Origin of the sequence: Streptomyces sp. NBC_01803 (assembly GCF_035917415.1) — a bacterium.
Lineage (GTDB): Bacteria > Actinomycetota > Actinomycetes > Streptomycetales > Streptomycetaceae > Streptomyces.
Map to the genome: position 1 here is coordinate 3,064,382 of NZ_CP109073.1, position 15,691 is coordinate 3,080,072.

The 15,691-nt window shown below is 70.7% G+C and carries 12 protein-coding genes; 5 read left to right on the top strand and 7 right to left on the bottom strand.

The features are described from left to right. Positions 1 to 6 precede the first annotated feature (6 nt). The 4 genes from OIE51_RS13705 to OIE51_RS13720 form a co-directional block, all read right to left on the bottom strand. Positions 7 to 756, bottom strand: a complete 750-nt coding sequence (locus OIE51_RS13705; protein WP_326600624.1) for a (5-formylfuran-3-yl)methyl phosphate synthase — start codon at positions 754 to 756, stop codon at positions 7 to 9. Positions 757 to 1,617: 861 nt separating this feature from the next. Then, entirely contained in the window at positions 1,618 to 1,977 is a 360-nt protein-coding gene (locus OIE51_RS13710; RefSeq protein WP_326597933.1) for a hypothetical protein, read from the bottom strand. Continuing rightward, the gene (locus OIE51_RS13715) at positions 1,977 to 2,720 is read right to left on the bottom strand and encodes a DUF6232 family protein (RefSeq protein WP_326597934.1); all 744 of its coding nucleotides are present in this window, start codon (positions 2,718 to 2,720) and stop codon (positions 1,977 to 1,979) included. Before OIE51_RS13715 ends, OIE51_RS13710 begins: the two co-directional genes overlap by 1 nt. Before the next feature lie 405 nt (positions 2,721 to 3,125). Further along, a complete protein-coding gene (locus tag OIE51_RS13720) occupies positions 3,126 to 4,361 on the bottom strand; it encodes a PP2C family protein-serine/threonine phosphatase (RefSeq protein ID WP_326597935.1) in 1,236 nt (411 codons plus the stop codon). 608 nt (positions 4,362 to 4,969) lie between these two features. Here OIE51_RS13720 and OIE51_RS13725 point away from each other — a divergent pair. Continuing rightward, complete coding sequence (locus OIE51_RS13725; RefSeq protein ID WP_326597936.1) at positions 4,970 to 5,266, top strand: hypothetical protein; 297 nt, start codon at positions 4,970 to 4,972, stop codon at positions 5,264 to 5,266. Between the two features lie 137 nt (positions 5,267 to 5,403). Here OIE51_RS13725 and OIE51_RS13730 read toward each other — a convergent pair whose 3' ends face one another. Beyond that, a complete protein-coding gene (locus OIE51_RS13730; RefSeq protein ID WP_326597937.1) occupies positions 5,404 to 5,817 on the bottom strand; it encodes a DUF5997 family protein in 414 nt (137 codons plus the stop codon). Positions 5,818 to 5,876: 59 nt separating this feature from the next. Between OIE51_RS13730 and OIE51_RS13735 the strand changes: the two genes are divergently transcribed. Further along, on the top strand, positions 5,877 to 6,659 hold the full coding sequence (locus tag OIE51_RS13735; RefSeq protein WP_326597938.1) for a LysR substrate-binding domain-containing protein: 783 nt from the start codon (positions 5,877 to 5,879) through the stop codon (positions 6,657 to 6,659). Positions 6,660 to 7,368: 709 nt separating this feature from the next. Here the strand turns inward: OIE51_RS13735 and OIE51_RS13740 are convergent. Then, complete coding sequence (locus OIE51_RS13740; protein WP_326597939.1) at positions 7,369 to 8,220, bottom strand: SDR family oxidoreductase; 852 nt, start codon at positions 8,218 to 8,220, stop codon at positions 7,369 to 7,371. 45 nt (positions 8,221 to 8,265) lie between these two features. Continuing rightward, a complete protein-coding gene (locus tag OIE51_RS13745) occupies positions 8,266 to 8,517 on the bottom strand; it encodes a hypothetical protein (RefSeq protein ID WP_326597940.1) in 252 nt (83 codons plus the stop codon). Between the two features lie 367 nt (positions 8,518 to 8,884). Between OIE51_RS13745 and OIE51_RS13750 the strand changes: the two genes are divergently transcribed. The 3 genes from OIE51_RS13750 to OIE51_RS13760 all read left to right on the top strand — a co-directional run bounded on the left by OIE51_RS13750 (position 8,885) and on the right by OIE51_RS13760 (position 15,680). Then, complete coding sequence (locus OIE51_RS13750) at positions 8,885 to 9,250, top strand: PH domain-containing protein (RefSeq protein ID WP_326597941.1); 366 nt, start codon at positions 8,885 to 8,887, stop codon at positions 9,248 to 9,250. Positions 9,251 to 9,296: 46 nt separating this feature from the next. Further along, positions 9,297 to 11,144: an NAD-binding protein gene (locus OIE51_RS13755; RefSeq protein WP_326597942.1), complete on the top strand. Its 1,848-nt coding sequence runs from the start codon at positions 9,297 to 9,299 to the stop codon at positions 11,142 to 11,144. Positions 11,145 to 11,309: 165 nt separating this feature from the next. Then, positions 11,310 to 15,680 (top strand): DUF6531 domain-containing protein, encoded by a 4,371-nt coding sequence (locus OIE51_RS13760; protein WP_442811919.1) that lies wholly within the window; start codon positions 11,310 to 11,312, stop codon positions 15,678 to 15,680. Positions 15,681 to 15,691 lie beyond the last annotated feature (11 nt).

Below are 15,691 nucleotides of genomic sequence, written 5' to 3' on the forward strand. Positions count from 1 at the left end.
GTCCGTTCAGGCCGGGACGCCGGCCGCGTGCTCCCGGGCCTGCCGGTCCATCTCCGCCCGGAAGGCGGCCACCAGATGCGGCTGGATCCTTCCGGCATTGCGGTCGCCACCCTCGCAGACCGCTCCGCGCACACCCACGATGTCCGTGCCGATGCGGGTCAGCGGACCGAGGTCAGTCTGTGTGACACTGCCCGCGAGAGCGGCGAGCAGACCGGACGCGTGGGCCAGCCGGACGAACTCGGCACAGACGTCCGGCCCAACGTGGTCGAACAGCCGCGTCCCGTCCTTGATGGCGGTGTCCAGCATGGCCGCGTCGGCGCCGGAGCGGGCGGCGATGTCGGGCACGGCAAGCGGGTTGACGCAGCCGATCCGGTGGGCGTCGGCGTAGCCCGAAGCGACGACGAGCGCTTCGGGGCGGTGATCCTTCACCGCCCGGACGACCGCGCGCATGACCTCGATGCCCTGCTCGGGCGTCGTGCATCCGTAGAGGCCGACCTTGATGTACGTGGCGCCGGAGACGACCGCGCCGAGCGCGGCCTGAGCCACCGTGCCGGGCTTGTACGGGACGTCTCCCACGGTGGCGGACACCGGTTTGTCCGCCGGGACCGCGTCGCGGATCTCTCTGATGACCCAGGGGAAGTTGGCGCCGAGCGAGCCCTCGTCGGGCTTCTTGACGTCAACGATGTCAAGGTGCTCCGCCGCCTTCGCACAGTCGAGGGCCTCCTCGACGCTGTCCGGGGAGATGAGAAGCAACACCATGGGCTCCTTCCGCCGCAAGTCCGCCTGGCCGAGGGACAGGGGTGCGGATCACCTGGTTCATGTGCGGTGTGCTCATCTTTTCTGCCGCCTGTGGGCACCGGTAGAGCGTGCGGTGTTCCCACGGGGCGCTCGTGGCCACGCGCAGTGCGCCGCGCGCACCGGCGTGAACCGGCGCGGGCCCTGGGGCGGTTGGGCCGAGGGCGGCACTCATCTGTGAGTGCCGGATGCCCTCGCGCCTGACGAACTGTGGGAACGTGTCGCCCCGTTACTTTTTCCCCGGCCTCCCCGGCCTCCCCGGCGCCATCGCCGCCACGTCCCGCTCGCGCTCCACCGAGTGGCGTACTCAGCGCAGTTGACCGCTCCGGCATCCGTCGGCGGCAAGCCCACACTCTGGCCAGCGAGAGCGGCCCTCGGTCCCCTTTACGGACGTCCGGCACCGTTACAAACCCCTTCAGCGCCGGGCCTTCCGCAGGTCAGGAAACCCCGCCTCGGCCCCGACGAACCTTGGGAAAGCGGGTTGGCGAGCACGACGCCCCTGAGCGGATGCACCAGCAATCCCCCTGGGAGTACCCGCGCCCCCTTCTTCCACCTGCCCGCGAGGGGATCCTGACGTCAATCAGTAGCCTCCTGACGAGGCCCCGTGCCCCGTGCCCTCCGCGTGCCTCAACAGGCGGCGAATCACGGTCCACACGGGTCCCCACGGACCCTTTTCACTACCGGCCGCGTGCCAGATTCGTGCCCGGACCACGACCGCCGGGGAGATCCGCACGAAGGTCGGACTCGTCCGGGCCGGACGGTCGTCGGTCTCACACGCTGTTCACGCGGTCGACGGTCGCCTCCCGCGCGGCCATCGGGTGCTCACTTCGCACCCATGAGTGCGAGAACCTTGTTGATGGCCTCGACGACCGGTACGCCGAGCGCACCGATGGTCGCGGCGATGCCCGCCACGGCGAGCAGGGCGCGGTGCCGCTCCTGCGGTTGGACATCCGCCTCGGCACGGAGTGCCGGCAGTGAGTCGTCGAGAGCTTCGGCGCTGACCGGCGGCACCTGGGCACGCAGTTCCTGGACCAGGGTGAGGAGCTCGCGGAGGGCCTCTTGGACGGCCAAGGGCGGCTCTTGGGCCGGAGTGACTCGCTTGTCGATGCCGATGTTGCCCGAGCCGCCGTGCAGGGTGACATGGTCGCCGCTGCCGAGGTAGTAGTGCTGGTCCCCGCTCATCAGCTCGCCATCCCTACATTGCCGGTGCCGCCGTACATGTTGACGCTGTCTCCGAAGTAGTAGTGCTTGGGGCTGATCGTGATGGTGTTCACCCGCACTGCGAAGTCCGCCTCCGGGTTCTCGATCGCGTCGGCGATCTGGCGGGCCAGCTGCCGCAGTTGGTCCGGCCGCTGGCTGGTCACCACGGCGGTGGAGGGGCCGGAGGTCTCGACGGCCAGGACGAAGTGCGCGGGCGCGCCGAGCACCTGCAGCATCACCACGAGGGAGTAGATCAGCGCCGCGACCGCGATGATCACGACGAGGGCGGAGAGTCCGCCGGAGCCATTGCTGTCGCTGCTTCCGAAGCTGCCGCCGGACTCGTCGATCACGGCGGCGAGCAGACTCAGGAATGTCGTCACCGCCCCGATGATCAGCAGCCGCTTCAGGAAGAGCAGAACGGCGTCCTTACGCCGGGGGCGGATGGTGAGCGTGTACACCCGGGCGAGGTTGTGCAGCGGGTAGTAGGCGTCTCCGATCCAGAGCAGCCGTTTACTGACCCGCAGGTCGACTCCGATGATCGGCTGTGTCGAGGCCGCTGATGCCACATCGGGGTACGGATCGGCGGTGGGCGGTGGACCGGCCGGTGGCTGCGGCGGGGCGACGGGTGGTGGCGGCGGGGCGGCGGGTGGCGGCGGGCTCTCGGCTGCCGATATGGCGTCGGAAGGCGTCTTCCATGCCTGTCCCGCCGAGTCTGCTGATGTCACGCGACCCCCTTTGGTCAACCTCGCCGAGTGAAGTCCATTCACCTGGTTGAGCCTCGCTGACGCGAGTGGTTTCACCCATGGAAAGCCTATCGAAGTTGATGCTCCGTCACCCATGAATGGGAGCCGGTGCACCCGGGTCCGCTTCGTTCTCCGTCCGCACCGGTCACCCCTCACACAACGGTCAACAGCGGGCGCTGACGACGACCAGCGGTGGCTCTCCACGGCCCGTTTCCGCTGGGAGGGGCCGGATCGGTCTCTGTGGCAAAAGGTAGTTCCCCAATTCAATAACACCACCTGACTGCCAGGAGGGGTACTACGGTGCGCGGCTCCACCGCGACCCCGCGCGCACCGTCCACGTTGGTGTGTTCATTCACGCATGGACCTCGTCCAGCGTTGTCGAGCGGTTTACAGGCGGACGAGGATGAGGGCGATGTCGTCATCGCCGCCTCCACCGACGCCGAGACGGGCGAGCAGAGTGTCGGCCAGCTGTTCGATGCCGAGATGGGAGTTGCTGGTGAGCGTCTCGGTGAGACGGTGGAGACCGACATCGATGTCTTCGCCGCGACGTTCGACGAGCCCGTCGGTGTAGAGGGCGAGTACATCCCCGGAGGAGTAGCGCAGGGTGGCCTCTGGGAGGGCAAGGTGGGTGGGGCGGGTTCCCAGCGGCGGGTCGGTGGCCTGGTCGAGCAGTTCGTGGGTGCCGTCTGCGTGGACCAGGACGGCCGGGAGGTGGCCTGCGCTGCTATAGGTGATGGAGCGCTCGCGGCCGTTGATGACGGCGTTGACGACCGTGGTGGCCAGTGCGCCTTCCACCGAACGTGCGTACAGGCCCAGGACGTCCAGTGCGTCGCCGGCCTTCCTGACCGCGCGGACGGCTGCGGAGAGTGCGCTGCGGAGCATGCCCATGACGGCGGCTGCCCCGATGCCGTGGCCGACGACGTCGCCGACGGCGACCGTGAAAATGTCGTCGGACAGGTTGACGACGTCGTACCAGTCGCCGCAGGCGTTGAGCGATCCGGCGGCGGGCAGGTAGCGCACGGCGATGTTCGGGTGCCGTGCCAGGTCAGGGGAACGGAGCATGGCTTCTTGCAAGGCGACGGCGACCTCACGTTCGCGAGCGTGGGCCTGTCGCAGTTCCTCGTTGAGCCGCTGGAGTTCGCGGGCTCGGGCGAAGAGTTCGGCCTCCACGGCATCGCGTTCGCTGAGTGGTCCCCGTGAGCGGGTGGGCTGGGACAGCAGGAAGGCGGTGACGTCCGCCACCCGGTGGATGATCCAGGCGACCTGCCCCTCCGGGCCCAGCACGGGGGTGTTGATGGGGGACCACCATCGCTCCTCGAACACCCCGGGCCGGTCAGCGACGGGAATGTCGTACTTCTGGACCGCCATCGTGTCCGGCTTTCTCGAACGGAGCACCCGATGCAAGGAAGCGTTCAGGTTCCGCGCACCATTGGTGTTGGGGTCACCTGGATTTTCGGGGAACGCCTCGAAGATGTACTGGCCGATCAGGTCCTCGCGGGTGCGCCCGGTCGCCACGAGATACGCCTGGTTGACATCGATGATCACCAGGTCGGGTCCAAGCACCAGGTAGGGGGTGGGGGTGGCGTAGAACAGCGTCCGGTAATCGATCTGCGGTGTGGTCACGCGCTCTCCTGTCGGTCTCGGCCGGCCCGCACAATCCTTGACACGACACTATGTGGGTGAAATGGCTCCTCTATATCTGATTTCGAGAGGGTGTCGAGAGTGTCGAACAGTTTTCACGCCGCCCTCCTGAATCCTGGCTCAGCAACTGGAGCGGCTGAAGCGGGAAAGCGGCCTGGGGGGCGTCATCCGCGGGCACCCCCGTACGCGGACGACGCGAGAGTCCATGAGCGCCGTCCCGTTCCGGCGCAGGTCCGGGGTCCCGACGCTCGCCTCTACGGCGCCGGTGCCCGTTCTTCTTCCGGTGTCCCGCACGCCGAGCACATAGCTGCCGTCCTTGGCGAGGTCGGCGGCGCGGTGCGGCTCCCGCTGCCCGTCCCCGGAGCGGACGACCTCCCGGCCAGACGCGGGCCAGGACTCGCCCTCCGTCGTGCGCTGGAGGTGCCGAGCCGATCGCTTCGGCCCTCGGGTGGCCACGGGTACCGAGGGGCCGCACCCGGATGGCCCGCCCCGGCTGCGGCGCACCCGGGCGTGAGTCACGATCGACGTGCCACCGCAATCAGGTACCGGGCTTGGGGCAGCCTGGTCGCTCACGAGAGGTGAAATCTGGCATGAGAACGATGCTCATAGCGGAGTTCGACACCGACAAAGCGAACAAGGCCATCAAGGACGAGACCATGGCCCAGGTCATGGGCGGCGCCATGGAGAAGCTCAAGCCAGAAGCCGCCTTCTTCGGAGCCAAGGACGGCGCGCGCACCGGATTCCTGGTCTTCGACCTGAAGGAGCCGGCCGAGATCCCGGACGTCTGCGAACCGCTCTTCCAGGAGCTCGGGGCGAAGATCACCATGTTGCCGGTGATGACGTTCGACGACGTCACGACGGGGCTTCAGCGGCTCGCGCCCGGCTGACCCGCTCACCGGTACCTTCGCCTTGAAGGACGATGTCACACCGACGTGGCGGATCTTCCTTGGCGGAGGCATCGACGGCACGGCAAGGCGGCTCGGGCCGGCTCTGTCGGCGAACTCGGCATCGTCGAGGGAAGAGGTCAAGAACGCGGTCGGCGAGGGCTGTCGCCTCGTGCCGCGTTCTTCTCCTTCTTCTCCTTGATGCGCGCCGCTTCTTTGCGGACCTCGGCCTGGGTGGCGCGTTCCTGCCGCAGCCACTCGGGAAGATCCTTCTTCAACGCGTCGATCTGCTCCGTGGTGAGAGCGTCTGTGACTCCGCCACGCGCGAGACCCGCGATGGAGATGCCCAGCTTCGCCGCGACCACCGGTCGGGGATGGGGGCCATCGCGTCGCAGTTCCAGCAGCCACTCGGGCGGAGCGGCCTGCAGCGCGCGCAACTCGTCGCGCGAGACGACGCCCTCCTGGAACTCGGCGGGGGTGGCCTGGAGGTAGACACCCAGCTTCTTCGCCGCGGTCGCGGGCTTCATCGTCTGGGTGGTGTCGTGCGACGTCATGGCGTCAAGAGTATCGAGCGCGCGCGATACCTCCGACCATGACCGGATAGCCTGGTGTGGTGACAGGCTCGGAAGCACCCCCCTCGTTCCGGCTCGCGTACGTTCCGGGCGTGACGCCGACCAAGTGGGTGCGGATCTGGAACGAGCGGCTGCCCGAAGTCCCCCTGGCCCTTACCCAGGTGTCCGCCGCCGAGGCGTCCGACGTGTTGCGCGGTGGCGGTGCCGATGCGTGCTTCCTGCGGTTGCCGATCGACCGGACGGACCTCAGCGTGATCCCCCTCTACACCGAGACGACGGTGGTCGTGGTCCCGAAGGACCACGTGGTGGCGGCGGTCGATGAGGTGTCCGCCGAGGATCTCGCCGACGATGTCGTGCTGCATCCCCTCGACGACACCCTCGCATGGGAGCGTCGGCCGGGACGACCCGCGAACGAGCGCCCCGCCACGACGGCGGACGCCGTCGAACTGGTGGCGGCAGGAGTGGGACTGCTCGTCGTTCCGCAGTCACTCGCCCGCCTGCACCACCGCAAGGACCTCACGTATCGGCCGGTCTCGGACGTCCCCGAGTCGCGCGTCGCGCTGTCGTGGCCGGAGGACGAAACCACCGACTTGGTGGAGCAGTTCATCGGGATCGTCCGCGGGCGTACGGTCAACAGCTCACGGGGGCGCCCGACCCCACCCCAGCCGAAGGGCAAACGCTCCGGTGCCGGTGCTGGTGCCGGCGACGCACGGCGGACACCCGCGGCCGGCAAGTCGGCCGGCAAATCGACCGGCAAGAGCCCACGGAGCGGTTCCGGCGGCTCAAAAAGCGGCAGGCGCGGCAAGCCTCGCCGCCGGTCGTAGCCCCGGCGTCCCGCATCCGTGGCCCGCGCGCGGCGTTCACCCGGCGCGCTCTGTCACATCGGTGCTCGGGCGTGCCGACCGCGAAGCGCTCGGCACGGTAGCTCCGGCGCGCCCAGCCGTCCGCTGGGTCGAAGAGGCACTGATGGCGTCCACGCGCGCGGCGCCGGACACGGCAAGAGCGCACGCGGACAGCCGGACGAGAGGACTTCTCCGCGGGTCACCGCCTGTGCCGGTTTCTTCTGCGCGGTGATGCCCAAGCTCGGGGAGCGTGTTCGCGTCTCGCCGGCCGAGGGCCGAGGGCCGAGGGCCGAGGACTGAGGGCCGAGGACTGAGGACTGAGGACTGAGGGCCGAGGCCGAGCCGGCGTTGGAAGCCGAGGATGGCGCGGAGGGAGTCCTCCACGCTTCGGCGTTCGTCCGGGCCAGGAGGCCGCGCCGTCGGCGTCGTCGTGACGTCGCCACCGTGTGCGGGTCCGTGCGATGCAAAGCGGACTCGTGGACCGACGGGGATGTGCGCGGCCAGGGGACCTGATGTCCCCGCTGATCAGCGCGACCGTGGCCGAGGAGAGCGGTCCGCGACGCGGTGGTCTGTCCGTGCGGACGACACCGGTTGAGGTTCCAGGGGCTGACGGATCGCGCACGTCTGGACGAGGAGATCAAGGACACGGACCGCGACATCGGACCGCTGGGGGCGGGGAAAAGCTCCGGCGTCAGCGCTCGGGGTTGGCCCGGGCGGGGAAGCCGATCAGGCGGCGTAGGAGCCGATGGCGGGTCCGGGCGGGGAGTTGGGCCACCAGATGGCCGATCCTGGCGTCGGGGCCGAGCCGGGTACGGAACGGGGGCCGGCGGCTGTCCACCAGGGCGGCGATGCGCGCGCCCGCCTCCTGGGGGTCGCGCGCGGACTGGCCGATGGCCTCGCGGAAGCGGGCCTCGGTGCTGGCGAAGAGCTCGGAGTAGGGGCTGTCGGGCTGGGTGAAGGTCGGGGCGCTGTCGAAGATGGCGGTGCGGTAGGCGCCGGGCTGGACGAGGGCCGTCTCGATGCCGAAGGGGGCGAGCTCGATGGCGAGGGCCTCGGCCCAGCCCTCAAGGGCCCACTTGGAGGCGGCGTAGGCCGAGAGCGTCGCCTGGGCGTTGAGCGCGATGACGCTGCTGACCAGGATGACCCGGCCGGCCCGGCGGGCGCGCATGGCCGGGAGAACGGCGCGGGTGACGTTGAGGGCACCGTGGAAGTTGGTGTCCAGCACACGCCGGAACTCCGCGTCCGAGGTGTCCTCGAAGAAGCCGGCGGAGGCGGTGCCCGCGTTGTTCACCAAGGCGTCGACGCGGCCGTCGGTGGCCTTCAGCACGGACTCGACGCAGTCCCGCACCGACTCCGGGTCGGTCACGTCCAGGGCGAGGGTCTCGACGCCGGTGTCCAGGGCGGCGGGACGGCGGCCGAGGTCGCGCATCGTCGCGAAGACCCGGTGGCCGCGGCGGTGGGCCGCCATGGCGGTGGCGAGCCCGATTCCTCCGCCACATCCGGTGATCAGTACGGTCTTGGGCTCATGGGGGGGCGATGGCATGGCCTTAGCTTGGCCCTCCGCGCGCGGCATCTCAATGGGCTCCCGTCACGTCCATGGCTGAGGCTGGGGATGCGGCCGGGGCGCGCCGGGGGCCAGGAGGTAGCCGGTGAGGATCGCGGCGGCCGGGGCCGGGGCTGTCAGCAGCCAGGTGACGCCGTTCGAGGCGTCCGTCCAGGACTCCCACAGGTCGGAGAAGTGGCCGGAGACGTGGTCGAAGAACAGTTCGAAGGCGCTCTTCGCGCCGTCCGAGGCTTCGGCGCTGAGCACGGCGGTCGCGAAGGTCTCGCCGAGCAGCATGGCCCCGAGGCCAGCGCGCCGGCGAGCCAGTAGGTCCCCGGCTGACCCGGTGCGAGCTTCGCCGCCGGGAGGCCGATCAGCGCGCCCATCACCGCGGCGAGCCAGGTGAGCTGGGCGATCTCGCCGTCGCCGTCGCCGTCGCCCGACCGGATCGCGTCCTCGACCAGCGCGTCCAGATCGTCAGCCTGATCGGCACCGACGGCGGCTTTCTGGAGCAACCGGTCCGGCTCGACGAGACGATGCGCAAGAGCCAGGTCACCTGACGCGCGGCGGGCCGTCCGATCCCGCACCGTACCGGTACGGCCGGGGCCACAGGCCGTACCGGTACGGTGGAAGGATCGTCGGACGTCGCGAAGTGGGGGCAGGGGTGGCGTTGTTCGGGAACGCGCACAGCATCGATCCGGGTTCGGCGCAGCAGGATTACGCGCGGCTGCTGGGGCAGGGGGAGCAGGTGTACGCCGCGTATCTGCTGATACGCGACACCATCCTCTTCACCGACCGGCGGCTCATCCTCATCGACAAGCAGGGGATCACGGGCAAGAAGGTGGAGTACCACTCCGTCCCCTACCGGAGCATCACGCACTTCGCGGTGGAGACCGCCGGGACCTTCGATCTCGACGCCGAGCTCAAGATCTGGATCTCCGGCACCTCCGCCCCGATCGAGAAGACCTTCACCAAGGGGGTCGACATCTACGAGGTGCAGGCCATCCTGACGCAGTTCGTGGCGAGGTAGCCGCAGGGGGAACGGGGACGTGTCGGTACTTCCTCCCGGTGGGGACATGATTGTTTGCGGTGACGACGCGCTGGCCGCCCGGCTCGCCGGTGAGTTGCACGGGGTATACCGGGAGCGGGTGACACTCGTCGTGCCCGCCGTGCGCGGTCCCGAGGCGGTGCCGGGACGGATCCGGGCCTCCGCGCTGCTGGGGCGGATATCCGCCGCGATGGCCCGGCCCGGTACGGCTGCCGACCCCTGGTCCAGCGGTGAAGTCGTGCTTCCCATCCGGGAGGTGGCGGCGTCGGAGCCCTCCGATGACGTGCTGCGGCAGGCCGGTGCGGAGCGAGCCAGCGCTCTGGCCCTGGTCTACAACGACGACGAGACCAACGTCCGGGGCGCGTTGGCCGCCCGGCGGCTCAATCCCCGGCTGCGGCTGGTGATCCGGCTCTACAACCGGAAGCTGGGGCAGCACCTCGCCGAGCTGCTCGACCAAGCCGCCGCCGTCGGCGGCGCGGTGCTGGACGTCTCCACCACCGTGCTCTCCGACGCCGACACGGCGGCGCCCGCGCTGGCCGCCACCGCCGTCGCCGGGACCAGCAAGGTCGTGCAGGCGGAAGGACTGCTGCTGCGGGCCGTGGAACGTCCGCCGCCCGGCAGCGGGGAGCTCGCCGACCCGGGGCTGTGCACGCTGGCGTTGCTCTCCTCCACGGTCAACGACCCGGCGGGAGCCGATGGTTCGGACCGCAGCGGGTCGCTGGCACCGATCCTGCTGCCGGACGACGAGGCGGTGGCGGCGGCCACCGGGCGGGGCACGCTGGTGCTGCGGACCGTCACCTACGCCGGGCCGCGGTCGGCGCGGCGGCTGGCGGGGCGGGGCGCTCCGCTCGGGCGGTTCTTCTCGCGACGGCTGCGCTGGGCGGTGCTCGGGGTGATCGTCACCGTGCTGGCGCTGGCCGTGGCGGCGTGGTGGACCACGGGCGACGAACCGCTGCACGCCATGTACGTGACGCTGCTCGATCTGTTCTCCATCGGCGATCCGGCCGTCGGCGAGCCCGTCTCCCGGCAGGTGCTCCAACTGTTGTCCGGGCTGGTCGGGTTGGCGCTGCTGCCGATCCTGGTGGCGGGCGCGCTGGAGGCGTTCGGGGCGTTCCGCGGGTCGTCGGCGCTGCGCCGGCCGCCCCGGGGGCTGTCCGGCCATGTCGTGCTGCTCGGCCTCGGCAAGATCGGCACCCGGGTGCTGGACCGGCTGCGCGAGCTCGGCATCCCGGTGGTGTGCGTGGAGGGGGATCCGGAGGCGCGGGGCATTTCGCTGGCCCGGCGGCTGCGCGTGCCGGTGGTGCTGGGGGACGTGACGCAGGAGGGTGTGCTGGAGGCCGCCAAGATCGGCCGGGCGCACTCCCTGCTGGCGGTCACCAGCTCCGACACCACCAACCTGGAGGCCGCGCTGTACGCCCGCACCGTCAAGCCGGACCTGCGGGTGTCGCTGCGGCTGTACGACGACGACTTCGCGACCGCCGTCTACCGCACGCTGCGGGCCGCGCACCCGGCCGCCAGGACCCGCAGCCGCAGCGTGTCCACCCTCGCCGCCCCGGCGTTCGCCGGAGCGATGATGGGGCGTCAGATCCTCGGCGCCATACCGGTGGAACGCAAGGTGCTGCTCTTCGCCCGCCTGGATGTCGCCGGGCACGCGCAGTTCGAGGGCCGGACGGTCGCCGAGGCCGCCCGGCCGGGGGCGTGGCGCGTGATCGCGCTGGACACCGCCGAGCCGGGCGAGGGCGCCACCGGGCTGGTGTGGAACCTGCACCCCGGCTATGTGCTGGGTCCCGACGACCAGGTGGTCATCGCCGCCACCCGGCGTGGCCTGGCCGAGCTCCTTGGCCGGGGGCCGGACCCGTACCGGCCCGGGACGTGATTGTTGATGACCTGCGACGCGATCGTCGTTGAGACACCGGTGGGCGGGGACTAGGTTTTCGTTCGTACGTTTGCACAGCTCGCGGGGGTGTCTGCGATGGTCCGGCCGTCTGACTGGTCCCCGGTGGGGATGGATTCCGATCCGACGCCGGGGAGTCCGGATGAGGTGTGTGAACTGGCGGAGGGGCTTCAGGCGTTCGCCGATGATGTGGGTGAGGCGCTGGGGAAGATCCGGGGGATGGCGTCGGACCGGGCGGTGGCGGACTGGTCGGGTCTGTCGGCGGATGCCTTCCGTTCGGAGTTCGACGGTGTGCCGGAGAATCTCGCGAAGCTCCAGACGTCGTACGACATGGCGGCGGACGCGCTGGCGGCGTACTGGCCCGTGTTGCGGAACGCGCAGGGTATGGCGGACCGGGCGCTGGAGCGTGCGGTCGCCGCGCAGGCGGATCTGAGCGCCGCGCAGGGTCAGTTGTCGGAGGCGGAGGACTGGGTCTCCCGGGCCGGTGACGAGGCGGAGCGGCTGGAGCGGGAGGGCGAACGGGACAACGCCCCGGAGCCGCCGTCGGAGGACGACGTCCGTAACGCGGTCCGTGACCGGCAGGCCGCCGACGCGGCGGCGGGCGCCGCCCGTGACCGGGTCGCCACCGCCGAGAGCGACCTCAGCGCCGCCCGTCAACTGGCCGAGCAGGCGCGGGAGATGCGGGAGGAGGCGGCCCGCCAGTGCGCCTCCGGCATCGACGAGGCGTCGGACGCGGGCATCCAGAACCGGAAGTGGTGGCAGAAGGCGTTCAGGTGGGTCCAGGACAACTGGGACACCATCGTGGACGTCTGCAAGGTCATCGTCGCCGTGCTGGGCGTGGTCGTGATGATCATCGGCGGGCCGCTGGCGTGGGTGGTGCTGGCCGCCGCCCTGGTGGTGCTCGCGGACACACTGGTCAAGTACGCCAGAGGCCAGGCGACGCTGCTCGACGTCGCCTTCGCCGCGCTGGACTGCGTCCCGGGCATGAAGGGCCTCACCACCCTCGGCGGCCTGGCGAGGGGCATGCGGTCCCTGGCCACCACCGGGATGCGCGGACTCGCCCAGGGGGCCAGGGGGCTGGGCCGCCAGATCCGCCAGCGGGGCGTGCAGATGGTCCGGCGGAACGCCTGCGGCGACCCGGTGGACATGGCGACCGGCGAGCTGATCATGCCCGCCACCGACCTCCAACTCCCCGGCGTACTGCCCCTGATCCTCGAACGGCACCACATCTCGACCTACCGCCACGGCCGGTCGTTCGGCCGGTCCTGGGCCTCCACCCTCGACCAGCGCCTCGACCTGGACGAGGCCGGCGTGCGGTTCTACACGGCGGACGGCATGGTGCTGGAGTACCCCGTCCCGTCGCGCGACGCCGATGCGCCGGTCATGCCGGTCGAGGGCCCGCGCTGGGGCCTGGCCTGGGACGGCGAGCCGAGGTCACCGCTGACGGTCCATCAGCGGGAGGAGGGCCGCACCCTCCACTTCGCCCCGGTGGCCGGGCGGCGCGCGACCGAGCTACCGCTGACCGCCGTCACCGACCGCAACGGCAACCGGATCGACTTCCTCTACGCGGACGACGGCGACCTCACCGAGCTCGTCCACTCGGGCGGCTACCGCGTCCGGACCGCCGTCCACGGCAACCGCGTCACGTCCCTGCGGCTGTCCAGCGACCCGGCCGAGCGGCTCCTCATCGCGTACGGGTACGACGACGCCGGGAACCTCGCCGAGGTCTACAACTCCTCAGGGATGCCCCTGCGGTTGGAGTACGACGAACAGGCGCGGCTCACGCGGTGGGAGGACCGCAACGGCACCTGGTACCGGTACGAGTACGACGAGGCGGGCCGCTGCGTCTTCTCCACCGGCACCGAACGGGCGCTGGAGTACCGCTACACCTACGACGCCGAGAACCACCGCTCCATCGCGACCAACTCCCTCGGGCACGCCACCGTCTACCGGTTCAACGACAGCTTCCAGCTCCTCGCCGAGACCGATCCGCTGGGCCACACGACCCACCACGCGCACGACCGTTACGACCGCGCCCTCACCGTGACGGACCCGCTGGGCCGGAGCACCCGGTACGAACACGACGACCACGGCCGGGTCACGGCGGTGACCCGCCCCGACGGGCGCCGACTCCGCGCCGAATACAACGAGTTGGGGCTGATCTCGGAGATCACCCAGGCCGACGGCTCGGTCTGGTCCTACGCCTACGACGCCGCCGGGAACCGCACCGCGGTCCTCGACCCGGCCGGGAACCGCACCCGTTACGTCTACGACGCGCACGGCGGCCTCGGCACGGCCACCGACGCGGCCGGGAACGTCACCCGGGTCCGCTGCGACGCGGCGGGTCTGCCCGTCGCGTTCACCAACGCCCGGGGCGAGACCACCGAGTACCGTCGCGACTCCCTCGGCCGCACGGTCCGCGTCATCGACCCTCTGGGCGGCGTCCGCACCGCCGAGTACACCCTGGAGGGCCGGACCCGATCCCAGACCGACCCGCTCGGCGGGACGCGGACGTGGAGTTACGACCCCGAGGGCAACTGCCTGACGCACACCGACGCCAACGGCGGCACGACCCGCTACGAGTACGGGCCGTTCGACCTGCCCGTCTCGCAGACCGGCCCGGACGGGGTCCGGTACGCGCTCATCCGTGACACCGAGTTGCACATCACCCAGGTCATGCATCCCGACGGCCACACCTGGGACTACACCTACGACGCGGCCGGCCGCCTGATATCCGAGACCGACTTCGACGGCCACACCCTCACCTACCGCCTGGACGCCGCCGGGCAGTTGATCGGGCGCACCAACGCCGTGGGCCAGACGGTCACGTACACGCGCGACGCCCTCGGCCTGCCCGTCCGGAAGGACGCCGACGGCCACCTCACCACCCTGGCCTACGACCCCCTCGGCCGGCTGCTGACCGCGACCGGCCCGGAGACCGAACTGACCGTCCGGCGCGACGCGACCGGCCGCCTGACGTCCGAGACGGTCAACGGCCGTACCACCACGTACGGTTACGACGTTCTGGGCCGACCGGTCAGCCGCACCACACCCTCGGGCCACACCAGCGGGTGGTCGTACGACGAGGCGGGCCGACTCGCCTCGCTGCTGACCGCCGACCGCACCCTGGCGTTCGACCACGACGCCGCCGGTCGCGAGACCCGGCGCGTGTTCTCCTCCGGCTTCGCCCTGGCCAACGACTGGGACGCGGCCGGCCGGCTGACGTCGCGGACACTCACCGACACCGCCGGCCGCACCCTCCAGCGCCAGGACTACGCCTACCGGGCCGACCACTTCCTCACCGAAGCCGGCGACACCCGCTTCGACCTGGACGCCTCGGGCCGCGTGCTCGGCCGGACCGATGTCCCCGGCGGGTGGCGCGAGACCTACGCCTACGACGCGCAGGGCAACCAGATCTCCGCCGACTGGACGGACCCCACCGGCACCACCGGCACCACCGACGCGGCCGGCGAACGGGCCTACGCGGGCACCCTCCTCACCCGGGCGGGCCGCGTCCGCTACGAGTACGACCGCGCCGGCCGCCTGGTCCTGCGGCAGAAGACCCGGCTGTCCAAGAAGCCCGAGACCTGGCGCTACGAATGGGACGCCGAGGACCGGCTCACCGCCCTCACCACCCCCGACGGGACCCGATGGCGGTACCTCTACGACCCGTTCGGCCGCCGCGTCGCCAAGCGGCGTCTGGCGGCGGACGGTTCCGTCGCGGAGGAGACCACGTTCACCTGGTCCGGCACCACCCTGGTCGAACAGTCCGGCTCCGGCACCACGCTCACCTGGGACTACGACGGCCACCGGCCCCTCACCCAGGTCGAACAGAGCGAGGTCGACCGCCGCTTCTACGCCATCGTCACCGACCTCGTGGGCACCCCGACCCATCTGGTGGACGAAGAGGGCGCCACCGCATGGGAGTCACGCACCACGCTCTACGGGGTCATCGCGCCCGGTTCCGGCGGCGGCGGGCCCACCACTCCCCTGCGCTTCCCCGGTCAGTACCACGACCCCGAATCCGGCCTGCACTACAACTACCAGCGCTACTACGACCCCGAGACCGCCCGCTACCTCACGCTCGACCCCCTCGGTCTCCTCCCCGCGCCCAACGCCCGCACGTACGTCACCCATCCGCTCCACGACATCGACCCGCTCGGCCTCGCCGCGCACACGGTGGTTCTCTACCATGGCGCGCAGGACTTCCGGGGCTCGGTGTTCCAGCTCGGCGCCCCCTCGGGCGTCGCGGTGCGCGGCGCCACTCCGGAGGCGGGGGTGTACCTGACCAACGACCTGACCAGGGCCATCCAGCAGTACGCCGGTCCGGGCGGCAGGGTCGTGCGCGTCGAGGTGCCCGCGGACTTCGCCGACCGCATCCGGCAGATGGGCGGCCCGCCGGGCAACAGGCAGGAAGAGTGGTTCGTCAACAACGCGGACGATCTCGCGGTCATCAACGACAACATCGTCGGGATCCGGGATTCGATGGACGCCTTCATGGCCTGGATGAACCGCTGACCGGAAGGATG